18 protein-coding genes are annotated in these 20,698 nt (G+C 71.1%); 13 read left to right on the forward strand and 5 right to left on the reverse strand.

Going from position 1 to position 20,698, the window contains the following annotated elements; all coding sequences use genetic code 11:
• Positions 1 to 160: 160 nt before the first annotated feature.
• Entirely contained in the window at positions 161 to 835 is a 675-nt protein-coding gene (locus tag ACIO3P_RS16450; protein ID WP_329828636.1) for a hypothetical protein, read from the forward strand.
• A 736-nt stretch (positions 836 to 1,571) separates the two neighbouring features.
• Here ACIO3P_RS16450 and ACIO3P_RS16455 read toward each other — a convergent pair.
• Positions 1,572 to 2,687, reverse strand: a complete 1,116-nt coding sequence (locus tag ACIO3P_RS16455) for an FAD-dependent oxidoreductase (protein WP_401854675.1) — start codon at positions 2,685 to 2,687, stop codon at positions 1,572 to 1,574.
• A 691-nt stretch (positions 2,688 to 3,378) separates the two neighbouring features.
• The gene (locus tag ACIO3P_RS16460) at positions 3,379 to 3,750 is read right to left on the reverse strand and encodes an ATP-binding protein (RefSeq protein WP_329828651.1); all 372 of its coding nucleotides are present in this window, start codon (positions 3,748 to 3,750) and stop codon (positions 3,379 to 3,381) included.
• Between the two features lie 420 nt (positions 3,751 to 4,170).
• Between ACIO3P_RS16460 and ACIO3P_RS16465 the strand changes: the two genes are divergently transcribed.
• Both ACIO3P_RS16465 and ACIO3P_RS16470 read left to right on the forward strand, forming a co-directional pair.
• A complete protein-coding gene (locus tag ACIO3P_RS16465; protein ID WP_329828652.1) occupies positions 4,171 to 5,001 on the forward strand; it encodes a helix-turn-helix transcriptional regulator in 831 nt (276 codons plus the stop codon).
• An 18-nt stretch (positions 5,002 to 5,019) separates the two neighbouring features.
• On the forward strand, positions 5,020 to 5,229 hold the full coding sequence (locus tag ACIO3P_RS16470) for a DUF397 domain-containing protein (RefSeq protein WP_329828653.1): 210 nt from the start codon (positions 5,020 to 5,022) through the stop codon (positions 5,227 to 5,229).
• Positions 5,230 to 5,262: 33 nt separating this feature from the next.
• Here ACIO3P_RS16470 and ACIO3P_RS16475 read toward each other — a convergent pair whose 3' ends face one another.
• Positions 5,263 to 5,751 carry a hypothetical protein gene (locus ACIO3P_RS16475; RefSeq protein ID WP_401854673.1) on the reverse strand — a complete coding sequence of 163 codons (489 nt, stop codon included), beginning with the start codon at positions 5,749 to 5,751 and terminating at the stop codon, positions 5,263 to 5,265.
• 445 nt (positions 5,752 to 6,196) lie between these two features.
• On the opposite strand from ACIO3P_RS16475, the gene ACIO3P_RS16480 reads away from it, so the two are divergent.
• From ACIO3P_RS16480 to ACIO3P_RS16510, 7 genes are all read left to right on the forward strand, one after another.
• Complete coding sequence (locus ACIO3P_RS16480) at positions 6,197 to 7,039, forward strand: polyphosphate polymerase domain-containing protein (protein WP_401854944.1); 843 nt, start codon at positions 6,197 to 6,199, stop codon at positions 7,037 to 7,039.
• The gene (locus tag ACIO3P_RS16485; protein ID WP_329828655.1) at positions 7,018 to 7,719 is read left to right on the forward strand and encodes a DUF4956 domain-containing protein; all 702 of its coding nucleotides are present in this window, start codon (positions 7,018 to 7,020) and stop codon (positions 7,717 to 7,719) included. Before ACIO3P_RS16480 ends, ACIO3P_RS16485 begins: the two co-directional genes overlap by 22 nt.
• Complete coding sequence (locus tag ACIO3P_RS16490) at positions 7,719 to 9,440, forward strand: CotH kinase family protein (protein ID WP_401854668.1); 1,722 nt, start codon at positions 7,719 to 7,721, stop codon at positions 9,438 to 9,440. The genes ACIO3P_RS16485 and ACIO3P_RS16490 overlap by 1 nt, the downstream gene beginning before the upstream one ends.
• A 184-nt stretch (positions 9,441 to 9,624) precedes the next feature.
• A complete protein-coding gene (locus tag ACIO3P_RS16495; protein WP_401854666.1) occupies positions 9,625 to 10,377 on the forward strand; it encodes a response regulator transcription factor in 753 nt (250 codons plus the stop codon).
• Positions 10,374 to 11,963 (forward strand): sensor histidine kinase, encoded by a 1,590-nt coding sequence (locus tag ACIO3P_RS16500; protein WP_329828658.1) that lies wholly within the window; start codon positions 10,374 to 10,376, stop codon positions 11,961 to 11,963. The genes ACIO3P_RS16495 and ACIO3P_RS16500 overlap by 4 nt, the downstream gene beginning before the upstream one ends.
• 177 nt (positions 11,964 to 12,140) lie before the next feature.
• Positions 12,141 to 13,427 (forward strand): PP2C family protein-serine/threonine phosphatase, encoded by a 1,287-nt coding sequence (locus tag ACIO3P_RS16505; protein ID WP_329829648.1) that lies wholly within the window; start codon positions 12,141 to 12,143, stop codon positions 13,425 to 13,427.
• Between the two features lie 241 nt (positions 13,428 to 13,668).
• Positions 13,669 to 14,652 (forward strand): alpha/beta hydrolase, encoded by a 984-nt coding sequence (locus tag ACIO3P_RS16510; RefSeq protein ID WP_329828659.1) that lies wholly within the window; start codon positions 13,669 to 13,671, stop codon positions 14,650 to 14,652.
• 9 nt (positions 14,653 to 14,661) lie between these two features.
• Here ACIO3P_RS16510 and ACIO3P_RS16515 read toward each other — a convergent pair whose 3' ends face one another.
• Positions 14,662 to 15,633, reverse strand: coding sequence for a DUF389 domain-containing protein (locus ACIO3P_RS16515; RefSeq protein ID WP_401854664.1), 972 nt, complete (start codon positions 15,631 to 15,633; stop codon positions 14,662 to 14,664).
• 37 nt (positions 15,634 to 15,670) lie between these two features.
• A complete protein-coding gene (gene coaA / locus ACIO3P_RS16520) occupies positions 15,671 to 16,678 on the reverse strand; it encodes a type I pantothenate kinase (RefSeq protein WP_401792585.1) in 1,008 nt (335 codons plus the stop codon).
• 236 nt (positions 16,679 to 16,914) lie between these two features.
• On the opposite strand from coaA, the gene glmS reads away from it, so the two are divergent.
• From glmS to ACIO3P_RS16535, 3 genes are read left to right on the forward strand one after another with little or no spacing between them, the layout of a single operon-like run.
• Entirely contained in the window at positions 16,915 to 18,762 is a 1,848-nt protein-coding gene (gene glmS / locus ACIO3P_RS16525; RefSeq protein WP_329828662.1) for a glutamine--fructose-6-phosphate transaminase (isomerizing), read from the forward strand.
• A 42-nt stretch (positions 18,763 to 18,804) separates the two neighbouring features.
• Entirely contained in the window at positions 18,805 to 19,173 is a 369-nt protein-coding gene (locus ACIO3P_RS16530; protein WP_329828664.1) for a holo-ACP synthase, read from the forward strand.
• Positions 19,174 to 19,216: 43 nt separating this feature from the next.
• Positions 19,217 to 20,692: an NAD(P)H-hydrate dehydratase gene (locus ACIO3P_RS16535; RefSeq protein WP_401854662.1), complete on the forward strand. Its 1,476-nt coding sequence runs from the start codon at positions 19,217 to 19,219 to the stop codon at positions 20,690 to 20,692.
• Positions 20,693 to 20,698: the final 6 nt, after the last annotated feature.

Consider the following 20,698-nt stretch of genomic DNA (forward strand, 5'->3'; position numbering starts at 1 on the left):
TGGTTTGCCCTGGTTTATATCTATGCATGGATTGGCGTGGCCCGGCAGGGAGGCGCGTGCGTTCGGATCTCCATGAACGCGCTTGTCGGATAAGCCTGTTGGGCCAGGCTGGGCGATCGCCCGTGGCCGCTCTCCCCATCAAAGAAGAGGAAACGCTCTTATGCCCATGCACGGCCTTCGACGTCTCACCGTCCTCGCCGCTGTCGCGGCCCTCTCCCTGCCGCTCGGCCTGACCTCGGCCACCGCGCAGCAGCCCGCCGCCGCCCACCGGGCGGCGTCCGTCGCCGCACCGTTCCCGGGCGCGTACATCTCCCCGTGGGGCGACGCCCAGATCGCGCTCGGCGCCGACGCGCTGTCCTGGATGGAGCGCGAGGGCATCACGCTGGAGGCCATCACCCCGTTCGCGATGGACGCGGACCGCAAGGGCTTCAGCATGCCGATCGGCTCGACGGCCGGTGACGGTCTCGACATCCGGGGGCGCATCTTCTACCCGGGCGGCCTCCGCTTCCACCACGTGGCCTCCGGCAAGACCATCACGCTGAAGCCGACGTACATCCGTGTGATGCCGACGCCCGCGTACTCGGCCGGCGTCGAGGTCGACGGCGTGCCGATCTCCGACGAGGTCGTCATCGCGGAATCCACCTACGCCGAGGTCATGCTGGGCGCCCGCCCGAGCTTCACCGGCTTCCGCATCAAGCAGGCGCCGTTCTACCTCACGGCGGAGGCGTCCCGCCTGTTCGCCTCGGTCACCGGCGGCGAAGCCCCGCCCGTGGGCGCCCTGTTCGGCACGCTCACCCCGAACTTCGACTACATCCCGACGGCGCCGAGGTCGTAGCGCTGGTTGTCTGACCTGCCGCCCTGGGGGCCTGGGGGCCTGGGGGGGGCTTGGGGCGGGGGTGTGTGGTGGGGAGTGGCCCGCCCCCTCCCTGGTTCGATGATCGCGACTCCGGGGTGTGCGTCAAGGGCGCTCCTTTGTCGCGTCGGCTTCGCCGATGGCCTTCGGCCACCCTTGACTCACACCCCTGCGCCGCTGGAAGGGCAGTGGGGAGGGGGCGGGGGGGAGGGGTCCCCTGGGAAACACCGATGTGCCTCCGCTCCGTTCCAGGCTTGCGGGTTGTTCGCCCTGCGGGGCGCGCGGTAGTGGAGTGGGGTGGTGGCGCGTTTCGTCAAGCGTCCGTCGACCGGCTGTGTGCTGGGCTTCATGCCCCGCTGGTCACCCGCCGTGGGTGGATGGGGCGCTGCCTTATCCGAAAGGCATGCGTTATGCCCCGCTATGCCCGGGGTGATTGGGGGGTTGGCCGTCCGTTGTTCCGTTACTGCGGGCGAAGTAGTGGTCGTCCTCGATGTCCGCGATCAGACCGGTGTGCTTGGGCGTCCAGCCGAACTGTTCCTGTGTCAACGCGCAGGTGGGCGAGGAAGTCGGCGAAGTGCCGGGGTGCTTCCTCGGGGGCAGGCTGAGGGTGGGGATGTTGAACTGTCGGGCGATGGCCTCGGCGATGTCCCGGAAGGGCACCGCCGAGTCGGCAGATCCAGCGGCTCGAACAGCGGCTGGGCGTACGCCTGACCTGGATCTACTCGTCCCGAGTGAAGAAGTTGACCAGGTCTTCGAGTGAGGGATTGTCAGGGGTTTCGGCTTCGGCCTCGCCGACTGCGGCGCTGCGAGGGAACATCGCCCGCTCGTACTCGGTGAGGGCGGTCTCGACATCACCGGGGTGCGCGGCGAGGGCCTCGCCGAGTTCGGCGCCGTCCAGCATGGCCAGGTTGGCGCCTTCGCCGTTCGGGGGGATGAGGTGGGCGGCGTCGCCGACCAGAGTCACGCCCGGTGTCCGCTCCCACCGGTGTCCGACCGGCAGGGTGAAGTGGGGACGCAGAACCGGCGCGGTGTCGCTGTCGGTGATCAGGGCGGTGAGCTCCGGGGCCCAGCCCTCGAACTCCTGCGCGATCCGAACCGCAGCCGCTGCGGAATCGGTGAAGTCGATGCCGGCGAACCAGTCCTGCGGCTTGGACAGCATCACGTAGGTGTGGAGGGTCCCGTCCTTCTCCCGGTGAGCCGCGATCTGCCTCGTGCCCGGATCGAGGGCGAACATCGCCCCACCGCCGACCGCCTTCGCGGCAGCGGGGTGCCGTGTGTCGGCGTCGAACAGGTAGGTCTCGACGAACGACATCCCGGTGTACGCGGGCACGGCGTCGGAGACCACCGGCCGCACGCGCGACCAGGCGCCGTCCGCGCCCACCAGCAGGCTCGTGACCACCGTCCCGCCGTCGGCGAAGGCCACCTCGTGGCGGCCCCCGCCCAGGCCACGGACACCACGGACCTTGTGCCCCCACCGGACGGTGCCGGCGGGAAGCGAGTCGAGCAGCATCTGCCGCAGCTCCCCGCGCTGCACCTCGGGGCGCCCGCCCGTCCCGTCGTCGGTCTGGTCGAGCCGGACGTTCCCCTCCCAATCGAGGACCCGCATCGCCTCATGGCCCTCCAGGATGATGCTGTGGAACTCATCCATCAGACCGGCCGCACGCACGGCCAGTTGGCCGTTGTAGTCGTGGATGTCGAGCATCCCGCCCTGCGTGCGCGCCGTCGGCGAGGACTCCGCCTCGTAGACCGTGGCCGGGATGCCGTGCACATGCAGGACGCGGGCGAGCGTAAGGCCGCCGAGCCCGGCACCGATGATCGTGACGTCAGTGGTCATGCTGATTCCTTGCCTGTCGGATGCCTGCCGGATGGGCACCGGCAGGACCTCCGTCAAGGCTCCAGACCTCCCCCGACAGACCACCGACACCGAACCGACAGCCCCGACAGACGACCGACACCGAGGCGCCCCACCAGACGCCGCAGGCCAGGGGGCCCTCAGCAAGACCGATCGGGCGCACCCCCACCCATAAGGCGCAGGATATGCCCCAATTTGCCCCACCCGGCTGACGGGTTGTCCGTCCGTTGCTCCATTCCTGCGTGCTCCCGGCACCCCGATCCGGAACTCCGGGCACACGCACCGCCGCCCCGAGCCCATCTGGCCTCCCCACCACGGCGGGTGACCAGCGGGGCATGAAGCCCGGCCGTCATCCGGTCGGTAGACGCTTGACGAAAGCCGTCACCGCCCCACTCCACTGCCGCGCGCCCCGCAGGGCGAACCGGCCCGGCAGCCTGGGACCCACCCCGGAGCCGCGATCATCGAACCAGGGAGGGGGCGGGCCTGCGGCGCCCTCTCGAACCCGGCCGGCCGAGGTCTGGCGATACTTCGGCATCGGGGTCCGCCCCAGGGCCGGGTATGGAGCCGTACCTGTACCCCAGGGCGGCGAGGATCGCGGCGGTCGTCAGGCTGGTCAGGGCCGCGTCCAGCAGCACCTGGCGGCGGCTGGGCGGGGTGGTGCCCCCGCGTGGGCTCACTCCCCGCCGTCCGTCTCCGGGCACAGCTCAACCCACACGCGTTTCCCCCACCGCAGGAGTTCCGTCCCCCACCGGTCGGCCAGCGCCTCGACGACGACGAGCCCGCGCCCGTCCTCCGCGCTGTCGTCCATGGCCCGAGGCGCGGGCGGCGTGCGGGACTTGTCCACGACTGCGACCCGGACCCGCCCTGGCTCGGGCAAGGAGACCAGCACGCGTACCAGCCGACTGCCGCTGTGCCGTACGGAGTTGCCGATCAGCTCGGACACGACGAGCGCGGCGGCGTCCGCGAGCCCGGGCAACCCCCACGTGGTGCAGGCGGCGCCCACAAGGAGTCTGGCCCGGCGCGCGGACTCGGGGGCGCAAGGCATGGTCTGGCTGTAGGAGGGATGCCCGAGGGGGGAGGGGAGCACGGGCCGAGGCTCCATGGCGGTCTTTATGCGCGGCGGGCGAACGGGGCGGGCGGGGCGAGCGGGGTTGCTGGGGGGAAGAGGCATGGGGGTCTCCCGGCGGTGGTTCTGTTCTCTGGGCACACGCCCCCGATGGGGCAATTCGCCTGGCGATTACCGTTGGTGATGGTTCGGTAACTCGCCCAAGCCTGGGGTGCGGAGCCCGCAATCGGCAAGGAGAAGTGGGTGCCCCACACGAATTGGTATATGTGATCGAACGCGCTCAAGCCTGTGCATGGAGGACATGGGGCGTCAGACTCACAACAGGCGCCGCGATGCGGCAGGCTCTCTCACCACGGAGGTACACACGTGGCAGCTCCAACGGGACCTACTGTCCGACGCATGCAACTCGGATGGGAGTTGAGGCAGTTGCGGGACAAGGCCGGGTTCACCCTTGCTCAGGCGGTGGACGGGTTGACGTTCTCGCCCTCCAAGTTGCAACGCGTGGAGAACGGGCTGACCGGTCTGCCGAAGGTCCAGGACCTGAAGGACCTGCTCGACCACTACGGGGTGGTGGACGAGGAAGACGTGAACTTCCTGGTGGACATCCACCGTGACTCGCTCAATCGCGGCTGGTGGTCCATCTACCGCAGTGTCATGCCGTCGGGCATGAGTATGTTCATCGGCTTGGAAAGTGGCGCCCGCAATGTTCGCGCCTGGCAACCTGACGTTGTCTACGGGCTGTTGCAGACAGAGCGCTACGCCCGGGAGATGTTCCAGACGGCCAAGTCCGTCGAGGAGACGACCACCGAGTTCGTGGAGCGACACACCCAGATCCGGATGCAGCGAAAGGAAGTGCTGACGCGTGAGCACAGTCCCTTGGAGCTGTGGGCCATTCTGGACGAGGCCACCCTGCGGCGAGTCATCGGCGGACCTGATGTGATGCGGGAGCAATACGAGGAGATCACCAGGCTCGCGCAAATGGACAATGTGACGGTCCAGATCCTGCCTGTAAACATCTCGACCTACCGCTGTAGCTACAACTTTGCGCTGCTCGACTTCGCGGCCCCGATGCCAACGGTCGTCCAATCCGATGCGGCTGACGGATCGCGCCTCGGCGACAAGGACACGGAGATCTGGGGCTTCACCCGCAAGTTCGATGCCCTGCGGGCCGGTGCTCTCGCCCCCGGTGAGACAGTGGCGTTCCTACAACGACTAGCACGAGAGATCTAACCCATGATGCACTGCGACATGTCTCAACTCGTGTGTGAAGCAGCGTGGTTCAAGTCTTCGTACAGTTCGGAGAACGGCACCAACTGCGTAGAGGTTGCAGACCTCAGGCCGATAGCCCACGTAGGTATCCGCGACTCCAAGCGCAAGGCCGGCCCCGCGCTCGTCGTCCCCGCCGCCGCCTGGGCCGAGTTCGTCGCCGGTACGCAGTCGGGCCTCTGGCAGCGGTAACGCTGCCGCCCGCCAGAGGCCCGGTTCGGGACGTCAGCGAGTGGCCCGAGCCCGTGAGGACGCCAGCCGGAGCGCGAGCGCGAACAGGGCGGTCGCCGCCAGCCATGCGGCCATGCTGCTGGACGGGTAGAGGGCGACCGCCCGCCACGTGTGCGTCGTGTGGCCGTCCGGGTTGTAGGCGCGGCCGAGGGCGACGTTGGTGGTCAGGAACATCAGCCCTGCCGCTGCCGCCGTGGCCTCGTTGGCGCTGCGGCGCGTGAGAAGCGCGAGGGCCGGCAGCAGTGTGACGTTGCGGGCGACGTCCATTCCCACCACCGGTCCGGCCGCGTGCGCGAGGACCATGGTGACCACGCCCCACGGCACCAGGTACACCGCCGGGGTGCGTGCGTCGGTGACGGACGAGAGACCGTCGATGTAGCCGCCCAGGCGACGCAGCCAACTGTTGATGGGCATCGCGTGCGGCATGGACAGCCAGGCCCAGCAGGCGATTCCGGCAGTGGGGGCCGCGATGCTCCTGGGCATGACGCTCCCGAGGCGCCAGCCGATGACCAGCCAGCCGAGGGGAGCCGGTCGAGAACCGGCCGTGATCTGCGGCCGTAGCGGAAGGTGCAGGGCTGGTGGTGCAGCGGCACGGGGGCTACCTCGTGAAGCAGGGGGAGGGCGCCCCCTCTCCCGCCTGTCGCCCGGCCACCTGGAATTCATGCTTCCGACTCTGCGAAGACTCCTGAAATAACCCCGTGATTCTCATGGGCTCCTCATGCGCCGTTGGTTGCGTGTGCCAGGCCGGTCGGTCCGCAACGTATGAGCAAGGAGGCGCATGGTGTTCCTGTCGAAGACAGCCGCGGCGCGTGAGGGCCGGGCAGAACCGCTCCGGGCAGACCCGGGCCAGACGGACGGAGTCCAGGCGGCGGAGGTCCGGACGGAGGCCGACACCGCCCGGGACCGCGTGGACGCGGAGCCGCTGCATGTGGCCAGCCGGCTGCACGCGTTCAACAGGTTCGAGCTGAAGTACCTGGTCCCGGTCGAGCAGGCCGCGGAGATCCGGGACGAGCTGGCCGAGCGGATGGACCGGGACCTGCACAGCCCGGTCGGCGGGTACGGCGTGTGGAGCCTGTACTACGACACTCCTCAACTCCGGTTCTACTGGGAGAAGATCGAGGGCCTGAAGTTCCGCCGCAAGCTGCGCATCCGCCACTACGGCAACCTCGACGGGGTCACCGACGCCTCGCCGGTCTGCGTGGAGATCAAGCAGCGCGTCAACCGGGTCACGCAGAAGCGCCGTATCACCCTTCCCTACGGCGTGGCACGGCAGTTGTGCGACGGCCGGGAGCTGGTGAACCACTCGGCGAAGGAGAGCGCCTTCGTCCAGGAGGTTCTCGAACTGATCGTCCGGCTGAACCTGCAACCCACCGCGATCACCGGCTATCAGCGCGAAGCCCTGGTCGGACGGGCCGCGGACACCGGTCTGCGCGTCACCTTCGACCGTCGTGTCCGCGGCCGGGACCGGGACTTCGACTTCGGCATCGCGACGCCGGAGAACCGCTTCACCATCCCGCCGCACCTGTCGGTCATGGAGATCAAGGTGAACGAACGCACTCCGCACTGGATCACCGATCTGGCCGCGCGGCGCAATCTCAACCTGGTGCGGATCTCGAAGTACGTGCAGTCCATCGAGGCGTTCGGGCTGGCCCCGCGTTCGGTCTTCCACGTCGACGAGGCGGACTACCCGCCGCCCACCCTCACCGAAGAGCAGCCGCCCCAGGGGCGGCCGGCGCAGCACGATGCGCCATGGAAAGTAGGAGCACAGTGAATTTCGATCTCGATCTGCAGGAACTGAGCGGCACGTTCAGCGTGGCGGACGTCGTGGCGGCGATGGCGCTGTCGTTCCTTCTGTCCACGCTGATCGGTTACGTGTACCGGTACACGCACCGCAATGTCTCCTACAGCCAGTCCTACGTGCAGACCCTCGTCATCGTCGGCATGATCGTCGCCCTGATCATGCTGGTCGTCGGCTCGAACCTGGCGCGGGCGTTCTCGCTGGTCGGCGCGTTGTCCGTGGTCCGCTTCCGTAACGCGGTCAAGGAGACCAGGGACGTCGGCTTCATCTTCCTGGCGATGGCGATCGGGATGGCCTGTGGCGCCCGGTTCTACACCCTGGCCGCGGTCGGCGCCGTGGTGGTCTGCGCCGTCATCCTGGTGATGTTCAAGTTCGACTGGTTCGCGCTGAACGTGCAGCGGCAGGTCGTCAAGGTCCAGGTCCCGGCCGGTGAGGACCACACCCCGCAGATCCGTGACGTGCTGATCAAGTACACGAGCGAGTTCGAGCTGGTGAGCACGGAGACCATCCGCGGCGGCGCGCTGAACGAGGTCTTCTACACGGTGCGTCTGAAGAAGGGCGCCGAACCGGGCGACCTGGTCGGCGCGCTCCAGGAACGGACGTCCGGTCAGCGGGTCACGGTACTGACCGGTTACGACACGACGGACCTGTGATGAGCGGTACGAGCACCACGCGGCGGAGCCGGCGGCTGCGGGACCGGCTGCCCGTCCGGCTGCGCCACCACTGGAAGCCGACCGCGGCGCTGGGCGTCGGGCTCGCCGTGACGGTCGCCTTCCTCGGCGATGCGCGGATCTCCCCCTACGTGACGTCGTCCTCGCGCGTCGAGGCGGATGCCGTCACCGACGACGTCACGGGGACGGTGGGTCTGTACGACACCTCGGTGCCGCACACCGTGCAACTCACGTACCAGCAGACCGACTTCGACAAGATGATGAAGGAGTTCAAGGAGGACGGGACCAAGGACTACATCGAGGCCGACCTCGTCATCGACGGTGTCTACCTCAACGATGTCGGGATCCGCCTCAAAGGGAACTCCACGTTGTCGTCCCTGCGCGGGAACAAGGGCGGGCCCGGTGGCGGCCGGAACCTGCCCGACGGCGCGCAGGGCGCTCCGGCCGGCGCCCCCGGCGCCGCCGGAGGCCGGGACCGCGGCCAGGGCCAGACGGCAGGCGGCGGTCCCGGCGGAACCGGCGGAACCGGCGGAACCGGTGGGGCTGGTGGAACCGGTGGGGCTGGTGGGGCCGGTGGTCTCGGTGGGATGGGTGGTCCCGGTGGGATGGTGCAGTACAACCTGTCCGAGAAGAAGCCCGAGGAACTGCCCTGGCTCGTCAAGATCGACGAGTACGTCGAAGGACGCGCGTACCAGGGCGAGCGGGAGATCTCGCTCCGTCCCGGCAGCAACGGACAGGTGCCCCTCAACGAGGCGCTGTCGCTGTCCCTGACCGAGGAGAGCGGGCAGAAGGCCGAGCGCTACAGCTTCACCGAGCTGACCGTGAACAACCGGCCCGCCGTCGCCCGCCTCATGGTCGAGGCACCCGACACCGACTACGCCGACGGTATCGCCGACGGCAACGGCGTGCTGTACAAGGCCAGGGCGAGCGGCAGCTTCGAGTACCGCGGTGACGACCCGACCGAGTACGAGCGTTCCTTCAAGCAGCTCAACAAGAAGGGCAGCCAGGACCTCGAACCGGTGATGAAGCTCATCAAGTGGGCCGACAGCGCCTCGGACGAGGAGTTCGCCGACGACCTCGACCGGTACGTGGAGGTCGACTCCCTGGCCGCCTACGTGGCCACGCAGAACCTGCTGCTGAACTTCGACGACATGGCGGGGCCCGGCAAGAACTACCTTCTGTGGTACGACCTGGACACCGGGAAGTTCTCCGTCCTGGGCTGGGACTACAACCTGACCTTCAGCGGGGACGCGGCCGCCGGGCCGGACGACTCGATCGGCATGGGCGGCATGCCCCAGGCGACGGCGGAGGGAATGCCCGAAGGCGCGCCGGAGGGCATGCCCCAGGGCATGCCGGAGGGAATGCCCTCCGGATTCCCCGGAGGCGGCGCGGGCGTGGACGGAGGAGGACCCGGGGAAGCCGGAGGACCCGGGGGAGGCGGCAGGGGCTTCGCGCAGCACGTCCTGAAGACCAAGTTCCTCGACTCCGACGCCCTCGACGGCGTCTACAAGAAGGCGTACCGCGAGCTGTACGAGAAGTTCTACGGCTCCGGCGCGGCGGCGAAGGAGCTGAAGGTCATCGCGGAACAGGCCCGCTCGGCGGGCGCCGGCTCCACGGAGCTGGACACCGCCCTGGCCGAGCTCACCGAGACCGTCACCGACCGTACCGCGGCCCTGGCCGAGGACAAGGCGGTGACCGGCTGAGAGCCCCGGCATCCCGAGCCGCCCCCCGCCCCGAGGGCACCGGGGGCACCCGCCCGGGATGCCGGAGCCAGCCGTACACGCGGTCTTGACGGCCGCGCGCACAGGTTCGCTCCCTACCCTTGCGTCGCACGACCAGGACCTGTCCTGATCCGGCTCGACCTGCCGTATTCCGAGGTGACCGAACGTGATCGACCCGTACACCCCCACACGTACACCCGCCGCGGGGCACACCGTCCTGGTCGTGGAGGACGACGCCAGCATCCGCACCCTGCTCACCTCCACGCTCGGCGTCGCCGGTTACGACGTGGTGAGCGCGGCCAGCGGGCAGGAGGGCATGTTCGAGGCCGGTAACCGCCGACCTCATTTGATCGTCCTGGACGTCATGCTGCCCGACACGGACGGTTTCCGGTTCACCCGCGACCTGCGCGCCCAGGGTGTCTACACACCGGTGCTGTTCCTCACCGCCCGGAACGGGGTCGAGGACCGCATCATCGGCCTCAGCTCCGGCGGCGACGACTACGTCACCAAGCCCTTCCACATCCAGGAGGTACTGCTGCGCATCCGCGCCATCCTGCGCCGCAGCAACGCACCCGCCTCCGCCACCGGCGCCCGCCCGCCTCTGCGCTACGCCGACCTCACCCTGGACGAGGTCACCCACGAGGTACGGCGCGCCGGCCACCTCCTGAAGCTGTCGCCGACCGAGTTCCGGCTGCTGGCCTGCCTGATGGCGCACCCGGAGCGCGTTCTGAAGAAGGCCGAGATCCTTCAGCAGGTCTGGCGGTACGACTTCTCCGGCGACACCCGCATCGTCGACACGTACGTCAAGAACCTGCGCCGCAGGATCGACCGCGAGCCGCCGGTACTGATCCACACCGTGCGCGGGGTCGGCTACTGCCTGCGCCTGCCGCGCGACGAGACGCACGCGGGCGCCCGGTGAGATGGCCGTACCGGCTGCGCCCGCGCTCCCTGCGCAGCCGCCTCGTCCTGATCGCCGGGCTGCTGGCCACCAGCGCGGTCCTGCTGTGCCAGTTCGCCGGGCTGACCGTGCTGCGCGGCTGGCTCACCGACCAGGTCGACGACCGGGTCTCGCACTTCCGGCCCCCGGGCCGTGTCTACGAGGACCTCGCCGCCGACGGCACCCTCCGGCCGCCGAGCCCGGACAACGCGCTGCCCTCCGACTACCGCGTCTTCTTCTACGACGGGAACGGAAAGCTGCTGCGGGTCTCCCTGGGCAGCGGTGACGGCGCGGGGCCCCGGCTCCCGGAGCGGGCGGCGGAGCTGGGCCTGGCCGTCGGGCGGCCGAGCACCCTGCCCGCCGAGGACGGTGGTGCCGGGTCCGGCTGGCGAGTGGTCGTCCACTCCGGGCCCGACCGTATGCGCGCCGTCGTCGCCCTGCCCCTGGACACCGTGGACGGCGCCACCGCCAAGCTCCTCTGGCTCAGCCTCGGTCTCGGGGCCGCCGTCGCCGTCGGAGTGGTCGCCCTGGGCAACGGCGCTGTCCGTCTGGGGCTGCGCCCGCTCACCCGCGTCGAGCACACCGCCCAGCACATCACCGAGGGCGCCCTGCTCAACGTCCCCGTGGCGGACCCGGACACCGAGGTCGGCCGGCTCGGCCTGGCCCTCAACACCATGCTCGACCGGCTGCGCACCGCCCTGCACCGCAGGGCAGCCTCCGAAGCGCAGCTACGCCACTTCATGGCGGACGCGGGACATGAACTGCGCACCCCGCTCACCGCCATCCAGGGGTTCGCCGAGCTCCTCCTGGACGAGCCCGGCGTGTCCGGCCGGCGGCGCCACGAGGCACACGCCCTGATCGCGCACAACGCCGACCGCATGAGCCGTCTCGTGGACGACCTGTTCCTCCTCGCCAAGCTCGGCGACACCCCGGCCGCGCACCGCGAACCCGTCGACCTGCTCTCCCTGGCGGCCGACGCCATCGCCACCACCGCGATACGCCACCCCGACCGCACCATCACCCTGGAGCCGCTCACCACCCACCTCGCCGCGCCCGCCCGTGACCTCGACGTCATCGAGACGCCCGGCGACCCCCACCAACTCGCCCAGGTACTGGGCAATCTGCTCTCCAACGCCTGCGTCCACACGCCCGTCGGCAGCGCGGTCCACGTCAGGGTCGGTGCCACCCGTACCCCCACACGCGTCCCCGGGAGCGGGCTCGGCAGCGGACCGCCGCTGCCGCCCGGCACGCCCGTCAGCGTCATCGAGGTCGCCGACGAGGGGCCGGGCATCGAGCCCGGCGAAGCACCGCGTGTCTTCGACCGCTTCTACCGCGCGACGCCGTCGGGACACCCCGCCGCACCGGGGTTCGAGACCCGGCCGGAACCCGGCTCCGGGCTCGGACTGGCCATCGCCGGGGCCATCGCGGCGGCACACGGCGGACGGCTCGAACTGGACAACCGCCCCGGCGCCGGCTGCGCCTTCCGCCTGCTCCTGCCCGACCCGGCCACCGCACCGGGGAGCGACGCCGGGACGCCCTGCCGCGTGGACCCGGCGGACCCCGTGTAGCGCGTACCCGGGGGTCTTGCGGCAAGGGCCGGGGCGGGGGCGTCGGGCCGGGGCGCCGGGGGCGACATGCCGCCTCCGGCGTAATCGGGCCGTTGGGCCGGTTGGCGGTGTCAGGCTGTGCGGCGACCGCCCACCCACCGCATTCCCATGCCGCGGTACGAAGGGATACGAGCAGCGATGGCCGAAGGCGGGCGAACACCGGGCAAGGCTGAGGTCGACCGGTCGGAGGGGTTCGGCGAGCGGCTGTTGGGTGTGCTGCTGGACCGGGCCCATGAGATGCCGCCGCAGTTGATCGCCCCGCTCGTCGCGGAGGAGGTGGCCAGGGTCGGTGGCCGGGACCTCTCGATCCTCTTGCAGGACTACGAGCAGATGCTGCTGGTTCCGCTGCCCGGCCGGGGGCTGACGGTGGGCCGTCCTGAACCGGTCGAGAACTCACCCGCGGGCACGGCGTTCCTGACCCGCAGAACGGTGGAGGTGCCGTACGGCGTCCAGGGCAGCCCCGTCGCCCCGGACGCCCCGGACGGCCCCGGTGGCAGTGTGCGGATGTATCTGCCCCTGCTGGACGGCAGTGACCAGGTCGGGGCCATGGCCGTCACCCTGGACAGTGTCGATGACGACGACCGGCGGCTGCTGCGCAGGCTTGCCGGGCTGGTCGCGGACATGATCGTCACCAAGGACGCGTACACCGATCTGTTCTTCCAGGCCCGGCGCAGCTCCCCGATGAGTGTGGCCGCCGAGATCCAGTGGTCGTTGCTGCCGCCGCTGTCGATGACCGTTCCGCAGGTCGAGGTGGCCGGGATCCTGGAGCCTGCGTACGACGTGGCGGGCGACAGCTTCGACTACGCCCTCAACGGCGACATCCTTCACGTGGCCATGATCGACGCGATGGGCCACGGCCTGGACGCGGCGACCATGGCGACGGTGGCCATCGGCGCCTACCGCCACACCCGGCGGGCCAACACCGGGCTGTCCCAGGTGTACGCGTTCATGGACAGGGCCATCAACGAGCAGTTCGGCCACGACCACTTCGTCACCGCGCAGATGATGTGCCTGAACATCGCCACGGGCCAACTGCAATGGGTCAACGCCGGCCACCCGGCCCCTCTGCTGATCCGTGACCGCGTCGTGGTGGACCGGCTGGAGAGCCCGACCACCCTGCCGGTCGGCTTCGGCGGTGAGGAGCCGGTGGTCAGTGAGCGGAGGCTGCGGCCCGGGGACCGGCTGCTGTGTTTCACCGACGGGCTGATCGAGGAACACCAGGACGGCGGGGAACCGTTCGGCGAGGAACAGCTCATCGAGTGGACCAACCGCGCCGTCCGTGACCACACGGCGGTGCGGTCGGTGGTGCGCGCGCTCTCCTACTCCCTGAAGCAGGGACGAGGTGGTATCACCAGCGACGACGCGACGATCTTCCTCATCGAGTGGCGGGGAGGCGACGCCGACCACCTCGCCACCCTTGACTGAACCGACAGTCGGCCGCCCCGTCGCTCCGGCCCGTCCCACCGATCCCGTCCCCCGATTTCGGCCGGGCGGTGGCCGGATCGCCGTGGGTGCGGGGGAGTGGGGGCGGTGGTTACGGTGCGTCGGGAGCGACGCGTACGTGTCCTGTCCGCAGCCGCCCCTGGCCCTGAGCCCCTAGGTGTGTCACCGCGGGCGGCGCCACGGGCCGCGCCCGAAGCCGGGAAATCCGAACACGGGAGAGCCGATGACCGTCACCCCGCCGCCCTTCGACCCCGAACTGGCCGTCGTACTGGAGCTGAACCCCGAGAGCACCACCGTCCTCACGCCCGAGCTGATCCCCCTCGCCCGCGAGATCATGGCCCAGCAGCGCCCCACCGACGCGGAGTTACGGCGCCAGGGCACCTTCACGTTCGAGGAGCGTTCCGTGCCGGGGCCGGCCGGGGCGCCCGACATCTCGCTGCTGATCTGCCGGCCCGCCGGTGCGCAGCGCCCGTCCGCCGCGCTGCTGCCCGCCCTCTACTGCGTGCACGGCGGTGGCATGGTCAGCGGTGACAACCGGCTCGGGATACCCGACCGGCTCGATCTGGCGCACGAACTGGGCGGCCTTGTCGTGGTCTCCGTCGAGTACCGGCTCGCCCCCGAACACCCCCACCCCGCGCCCGTGGAGGACTCGTACGCGGGGCTCGTCTGGACCGCCCGGCACGCGCGTGAGCTGGGCATCGACCGCGACCGGATCTTCACCGTCGGCAGCAGCGCGGGTGGCGGGATCGCCGCGGCGCTGGCGTTGATGGCGCGGGACCGGGGCGGCCCCGAGCCGGCCGGGCAGCTCCTGATGGCGCCGATGCTGGACGACCGTAACAACACCCCGTCCAGCCACCAGATGGCCGGGGTCGGCACCTGGGACCGGGCCTCCAACCACACCGGCTGGAGCTCGCTGCTCGGCGACCGGATGGGGAAGCCGGGGGTCTCCCCGTACGCCGCGCCCGCCCGCGCCAGAGATCTGTCGGGGCTGCCGCCCCTGTACATCGAGGTGGGGTCCGCGGAGACGTTCCGCTCCGAGGACGTCGACTACGCCTCCCGCGTCTGGCTGGCCGGGGGCCGCGCCGAACTCCATGTCTGGCCCGGTGGTTTCCACGGGTTCCACGGCGACGCGCCGAAGACCCGGATCACCCGCGACGTGAAGGCGGCCCGGCTGCGGTGGATGCGGCGGGCGCTCGCCGCCCCCTGAGCGGGTGCGTCACTGATTCACCGCTGAGCGGCCCCGCCGGTGGTCCGTACGGGCCCGGCGGGGCCGGGTCACCGCCCAGAACGCCTTCTGCGTGAGCAGCGTGAGCGTGCCCGCGGCGACGATGCCCGCCAGGTTCAGCAGGAGCTGGCCGGTGGAGCCCCAGACCTGGCCGAAGTCGCCGTACCCGAGGGCGACCGCCGCGTTGGCCGCCGCGGGGACCGTCGTCACGGAGATGGCGACCCCGACCAGCGCGCCCGACTTCGCCGAGGTCAGCGAGAGCATGCCCGCCGCGCCCGCGAGGGCCGCGACCACCAGGGAGAACAGGTCAGGGTTCCAGATGAACGAGGTGTTCGGGCGGTCCGCCTTCAGCATCGACTCCGAGAAGAGCCCGAAGCCGTCCATCGCCAGGCCGAACACCGTCGTCAGCGCCATCGCCACCGCGAACCCGACGAGCACCGCGACCAGCGAACGCCACGCCAGGCGCGGGGCGCGCTGCACCAGCGCCGTACAGACGCCCGCCAGCGGGCCGAACTCCGGGCCCACCGCCATCGCGCCGACGATCAGGATCGCGTTGTCCAGCACCACACCACAGGCAGCGATCATCGTCGCGAGGGTCAGGAACGCCAGATAGGTGACCGAGAGGGTGGACTCCTCGTGCGTCACCTCCTCCAGGTGCTCCCACAGCACGGCGTCGGCGCCCTCGCCCGGCGCCTCCTCCTCCGCCACGTCCCCGCGCTTCGAGAGCGACAGGTCGATGTTCCCCACGGAGATCGAACCGGACTCGTCGATACCGAGGCCGCGCAGCACCCCGATCAGCTCGTCGCCCGCCTCGCGCGCCACGTCGCACAGGATCAGGTCGCCGTGCGGGTCGCGGGCGGCGCCGGGGACTACGGCCAGGTGCGCGGTGCCGACGGTGGACTCGACGGCCCGTACCACCTCGTCCGTACGGTCGGCCGGTACGAGCAGACGCAGATGCAGCACGCCGGCCGCTCCTCAAAGTCTCGGAAGTGAGCAGGTGTCAGAGCTTGCGCAGGGAGAGCCGCTGCACCTTGTGGTCCGGGCCCTTGCGCAGCACCAGTGTGGCGCGGCCCCGGGTGGGTGCCACGTTCTCCAGGAGGTTGGGCCTGTTGATGGTCTGCCAGGTCGTACGGGCGTACTCCAGAGCTTCCTCCTCGGAGACCTGGGTGTACTTCCTGAAGTACGACGACGGGTCCTGGAAGGCCGTCTCACGGAGCTTGCGGAACCGGTTGAGGTACCAGCTCTCGATGTCCTCGGGGCGCGCGTCGACGTACACGCTGAAGTCGAAGTAGTCGGCGAGCCCGACGCGCGTCCTGCCGTCCTTGCCGGGCAGCGCGGGCTGGAGGACGTTCAGCCCCTCCACGATGAGGATGTCGGGGCGCCGTACGGTGAGCACCTCGCCCGGCACGATGTCGTAGATGAGGTGCGAGTAGACGGGCGCGGTGACCTCGTCCCTGCCCGCCTTGATGTCCGCGACGAACCGGGTCAGCGCCCGCCGGTCGAACGACTCGGGGAACCCCTTGCGCGACATCAGCCCGCGCGCCTGGAGCTCCTTCATCGGGTACAGGAAGCCGTCGGTGGTGACGAGTTCGACCCGCGGGTGCTCCGGCCAGCGGGCCAGCAGCGCCTGGAGGAGCCGGGCCACGGTCGACTTGCCCACGGCCACGCTCCCGGCGACGCCTATGACGAACGGGGTGCCGCGCTGCGCGCCGTGCCCGTTGCCCGCGTCCCCGAGGAAGGTGTTCAGGGCGCCGCGGAGCCCGGCGGTGGACTGGACGTACAGGTTGAGCAGCCGGGAGAGCGGGAGGTAGACGTCGCGTACCTCGTCCAGGTCGATGACGTCCCCGAGCCCGCGCAGCCGCTCGACCTCCTCGGCGGTCAGCGGCAGCGGGGTCTTGTCGCGCAGCGCGCTCCACTCGGCCCGGGTGAGGTCGACGTAGGGCGTCGGCCCGTGGTCGGTCCGGCGGGCGGTGCTCCGTGACGGCGGTGACGTCGGCGAGGTGATCACCTGGCCATTGTCCGGCGCGACCGGCGGCCGGGGGAGGCCGCCGGGGGTGGGGTCGGTCACGTGGCGGCCGGGCCCCTGTGGGGGGAGGGCGGGGCGTGTGGCTTTCCTGTGGCGTGTACGTGAGGTCCCCGCCCCCCGGTGCGCGGTCTGCGACGATGCCGTCCGACGAGGTGGAAACAGTAAGTAATCGTCGGGAATCGTAAGGAATCGTAAGTAACGGCCAGGAAGGGAACGATATGTGCGGAATCGTGGGGTACGTGGGCGGGCAGTCGGCGCTCGATGTGGTCATCGCGGGTCTCAAGCGCCTGGAGTACCGGGGGTACGACTCCGCCGGGGTCGCCGTCCTCTCCGGCGGTGGGCTCGCCGCGGCCAAGAAGGCGGGCAAGCTCCTCAACCTGGAGAAGACGCTGGTGGAGAGCCCGCTGCCGAGCGGTGTCACCGGCATCGGCCACACCCGCTGGGCCACCCACGGCGGCCCCACCGACGCCAACGCCCACCCCCACCTCGACAACGCGGGCCGCGTCGCCGTCGTCCACAACGGGATCATCGAGAACTTCGCCGCCCTCCGCGCCGAGCTGGCCGAACGCGGCCACGACCTGGGCTCCGACACCGACACCGAGGTCGTCTCGCACCTCCTCGCCGAGGCGTTCTCCTCCTGCGGCGACCTCGCCGAGTCGATGCGCCGGGTGTGCCGCCGGCTGGAGGGCGCCTTCACCCTCGTCGCCGTCCACGCGGACGCGCCGGACGTCGTCGTCGGCGCGCGCCGCAACTCGCCGCTGGTGGTCGGGGTCGGGGAGGGCGAGTCGTTCCTCGCCTCCGACGTCGCCGCGTTCATCGCCCACACGCGCTCCGCGATCGAGCTGGGCCAGGACCAGGTGGTGGAGGCCCGCCGCGACTCCGTGACCGTCACGGACTTCGACGGCGCCCCGGCCGAGGTCCGCTCGTACCACGTGGACTGGGACGCCTCCGCAGCCGAGAAGGACGGCTACGCCTCCTTCATGCTCAAGGAGATCGCCGAGCAGCCGAAGGCCGTCGCCGACACGCTGCTGGGCCGGATCGACGCCGAGGGCGCGCTCACCCTCGACGAGGTGCGGATCCCGGCGGCCGTGCTGCGCGAGGCGGACAAGGTCGTCATCGTGGCGTGCGGTACGGCCTTCCACGCCGGGCTGATCGCCAAGTACGCCATCGAGCACTGGACACGGCTCCCCTGCGAGGTCGAGCTGGCCAGCGAGTTCCGCTACCGCGACCCGATCCTGGACCGGCGCACGCTCGTCGTCGCGATCTCGCAGTCCGGCGAGACGATGGACACGCTGATGGCGCTGCGGCACGCCCGCGAGCAGGGCGCGAAGGTGCTGGCCATCTGCAACACCAACGGCTCGACCATCCCCAGGGAGTCCGACGCTGTCCTCTACACGCACGCGGGCCCCGAGGTCGCCGTCGCGTCGACCAAGGCGTTCCTGACCCAGCTCGTCGCCTGCTACCTGGTCGCGCTCTACCTGGGGCAGCGGCGCGGCACGAAATGGGGCGACGAGATCCGGGACGTCGTCCGTGACCTGGGGCGGATCGCGGGCGAGGTGGAGCGCGTCCTCGCCACGATGGAGCCGGTACGGGCCCTGGCGCGCACCCTGAAGGACAAGCGGACGGTGCTGTTCCTGGGCCGGCACGTGGGGTATCCGGTGGCCCTGGAGGGCGCGCTCAAGCTCAAGGAACTCGCGTACATGCACGCGGAGGGGTTCGCGGCGGGCGAGCTGAAGCACGGCCCGATCGCGCTGATCGAGCCGGACCTGCCGGTGGTCGTCGTCGTACCGTCGCCGCGCGGGCGGTCGGTGCTGCACGGCAAGATCGTCTCGAACATCCAGGAGATCCGGGCGCGGGGCGCGCGCACGATCGTGATCGCGGAGGAGGGGGACGAGGCGGTGGTGCCGTACGCGGACCATCTCATCCGCATCCCGGCGACGCCTACGCTGCTTCAGCCACTGGTCGCGACCGTGCCGTTGCAGGTGTTCGCGTGCGAGCTGGCGACGGCGCGGGGCAACGAGGTGGACCAGCCGAGGAACCTGGCGAAGTCGGTCACCGTGGAGTGAGCGGTGGAGTGAGCGAGTAAGTGTGTGAGGGGAGACAGTGGAGTGATCATCGGGGTGGGGATCGACGTCGCGGAGATCGACCGGTTCGGGGAGTCGCTGCGGCGCACCCCGCAACTGGCCGACCGGCTCTTCCTGGCGAGCGAGTTGCTGCTCCCCAGCGGCGAGCGGCGCGGTACGGCCTCCCTGGCGGCGCGGTTCGCCGCGAAGGAGGCCCTGGCGAAGGCGCTCGGCGCGCCCGGCGGGCTGCACTGGACGGACGCCGAGGTGTACGTGGAGGAGACCGGGCAGCCACGGCTGCGGGTGACCGGGACGGTGGCCGCGCGCGCCGCCGAGTTGGGCGTACGGAGCTGGCACGTCTCGCTCAGCCACGACGCGGGGGTGGCGTCCGCCGTGGTCATCGCGGAGGGTTGACGGCAGGCAGGCGAACGGGGGTCGAGGAGAGAGAGCAGGGCTGATGCGTACCGCCTACAGCGTGGAGACCGTGAGGAACGCCGAGCGCGAGCTGATGGCGCGGCTGCCGGAGGGCACGCTGATGCAGCGCGCCGCCGCCGGTCTCGCCGCCGCCTGCGCCGGGCTGCTGAAGGATCTGCTCGGCCGGGTGTACGGGGCGCGCGTCGTCCTGCTCGTCGGCAGCGGCGACAACGGCGGGGACGCCCTGTACGCCGGGGCGCGGCTGGCCCGCAGGGGCGCCGGGGTCACGGCGGTGCTCCTCGCCCCCGGCCGGGCGCACGAGGGCGGGCTGACGGCGCTGCTCGGCGCGGGCGGCCGGGTCGCGGACGACCCCTACGAGGTACTGGCCGCCGCCGATCTGGTGCTGGACGGCATCACCGGCATCGGCGGCCACGGCGGGCTGCGGCCCGACGCGGTGCCGGTGGTACGGGCGGCCAGGGGCGCGGGCGCGGTGATCGTCGCCGTCGACCTGCCGAGCGGCGTCGAGGCGGACAGCGGGGAGGTCGAGGCGGCGGACCGGGCGGTGCGCGCGGACGCGACGGTCACCTTCGGCACGTACAAGCCGGGCCTGCTCATCGACCCGGCGCACGAACACGCGGGCGCCCTGCGGCTCGTGGACATCGGCCTCGGCCCGTACCTGCCGTCCGTCCCGGAGCTGGAGGCGCTGCAACACGAGGACGTGGCGCGGCTGCTGCCCGTACCGACGGGCGAGAGCGACAAGTACCGGCGCGGTGTCATCGGTGTCGTCGCCGGTTCGGCGCGCTACCCGGGCGCGGCGGTCCTCGCCGTGTCGGGCGCGCTGCGCGGCGGCGCGGGCGCCGTACGGTACGTGGGCCCCGGCAGCGAGGCGGTCCTCGCCCGCTTCCCGGAGACGCTGGTCCACGAGGGCCCGCCGTCGGAGGCGGGCCGCGTCCAGGCGTGGGTGGTGGGCCCGGGGCTCGGCGAGGGCTCGTGGGCGCGCTCGGCGGTGGCCGAGGTCCTGGCCTCGGACGTCCCGGTCCTGGTCGACGCGGACGGCCTGCGCCATGTCACCCCGGAGGCGGCGGGGCGCCGTACCGCCGGGACCCTGATCACCCCGCACGCGGGCGAGGCGGCGGCCCTGCTCTCCGTCCCCCGCGCCGAGGTGGAGGCGGGCCGGCTGGCCGCCGTACGGGAACTGGCCGCCCGGTACGGCGTGACGGCCCTGCTGAAGGGCTCGACGACCCTGGTCGCCGCCCCGGACCCGCAGACCCCGGTCCGCGTCAACCCCACGGGTACCGCCTGGCTGGCCACGGCCGGCAGCGGCGACGTCCTCTCCGGCCTCGCGGGCTCCCTCCTCGCCACCGGCCTCCCGGCCCGCGACGCGGCCTCGGTGGCGGCCTACCTGCACGGCTTGGCGGCCCGCCTGGCCGCGCACGGCGCGCCGGTGGCGGCGGACGACGTGGCGGCGGGCGTGGGGGAGGCGTGGCGCAACGTGGTGGGGGACGCGTCGTCGCCGTGAGCTCAC

The organism is Streptomyces sp. NPDC087310, assembly GCF_044744405.1.
In the GTDB taxonomy this organism is placed as follows: Bacteria; Actinomycetota; Actinomycetes; order Streptomycetales; family Streptomycetaceae; genus Streptomyces.

Bases quoted from the DNA above. Each gene is read 5' to 3' on its own strand.
- ACIO3P_RS16450 (WP_329828636.1), top strand. From the start codon at position 161: ATGCCCATGCACGGCCTTCGACGTCTCACCGTCCTCGCCGCTGTCGCG.
- ACIO3P_RS16455 (WP_401854675.1), bottom strand. From the start codon at position 2,687: ATGACCACTGACGTCACGATCATCGGTGCCGGGCTCGGCGGCCTTACG.
- ACIO3P_RS16460 (WP_329828651.1), bottom strand. From the start codon at position 3,750: ATGCCTTGCGCCCCCGAGTCCGCGCGCCGGGCCAGACTCCTTGTGGGC.
- ACIO3P_RS16465 (WP_329828652.1), top strand. From the start codon at position 4,171: ATGCAACTCGGATGGGAGTTGAGGCAGTTGCGGGACAAGGCCGGGTTC.
- ACIO3P_RS16470 (WP_329828653.1), top strand. From the start codon at position 5,020: ATGTCTCAACTCGTGTGTGAAGCAGCGTGGTTCAAGTCTTCGTACAGT.
- ACIO3P_RS16475 (WP_401854673.1), bottom strand. From the start codon at position 5,751: ATGCCCAGGAGCATCGCGGCCCCCACTGCCGGAATCGCCTGCTGGGCC.
- ACIO3P_RS16485 (WP_329828655.1), top strand. From the start codon at position 7,018: ATGGAAAGTAGGAGCACAGTGAATTTCGATCTCGATCTGCAGGAACTG.
- ACIO3P_RS16490 (WP_401854668.1), top strand. From the start codon at position 7,719: ATGAGCGGTACGAGCACCACGCGGCGGAGCCGGCGGCTGCGGGACCGG.
- ACIO3P_RS16505 (WP_329829648.1), top strand. From the start codon at position 12,141: ATGGCCGAAGGCGGGCGAACACCGGGCAAGGCTGAGGTCGACCGGTCG.
- ACIO3P_RS16510 (WP_329828659.1), top strand. From the start codon at position 13,669: ATGACCGTCACCCCGCCGCCCTTCGACCCCGAACTGGCCGTCGTACTG.
- glmS (WP_329828662.1), top strand. From the start codon at position 16,915: ATGTGCGGAATCGTGGGGTACGTGGGCGGGCAGTCGGCGCTCGATGTG.
- ACIO3P_RS16535 (WP_401854662.1), top strand. From the start codon at position 19,217: ATGCGTACCGCCTACAGCGTGGAGACCGTGAGGAACGCCGAGCGCGAG.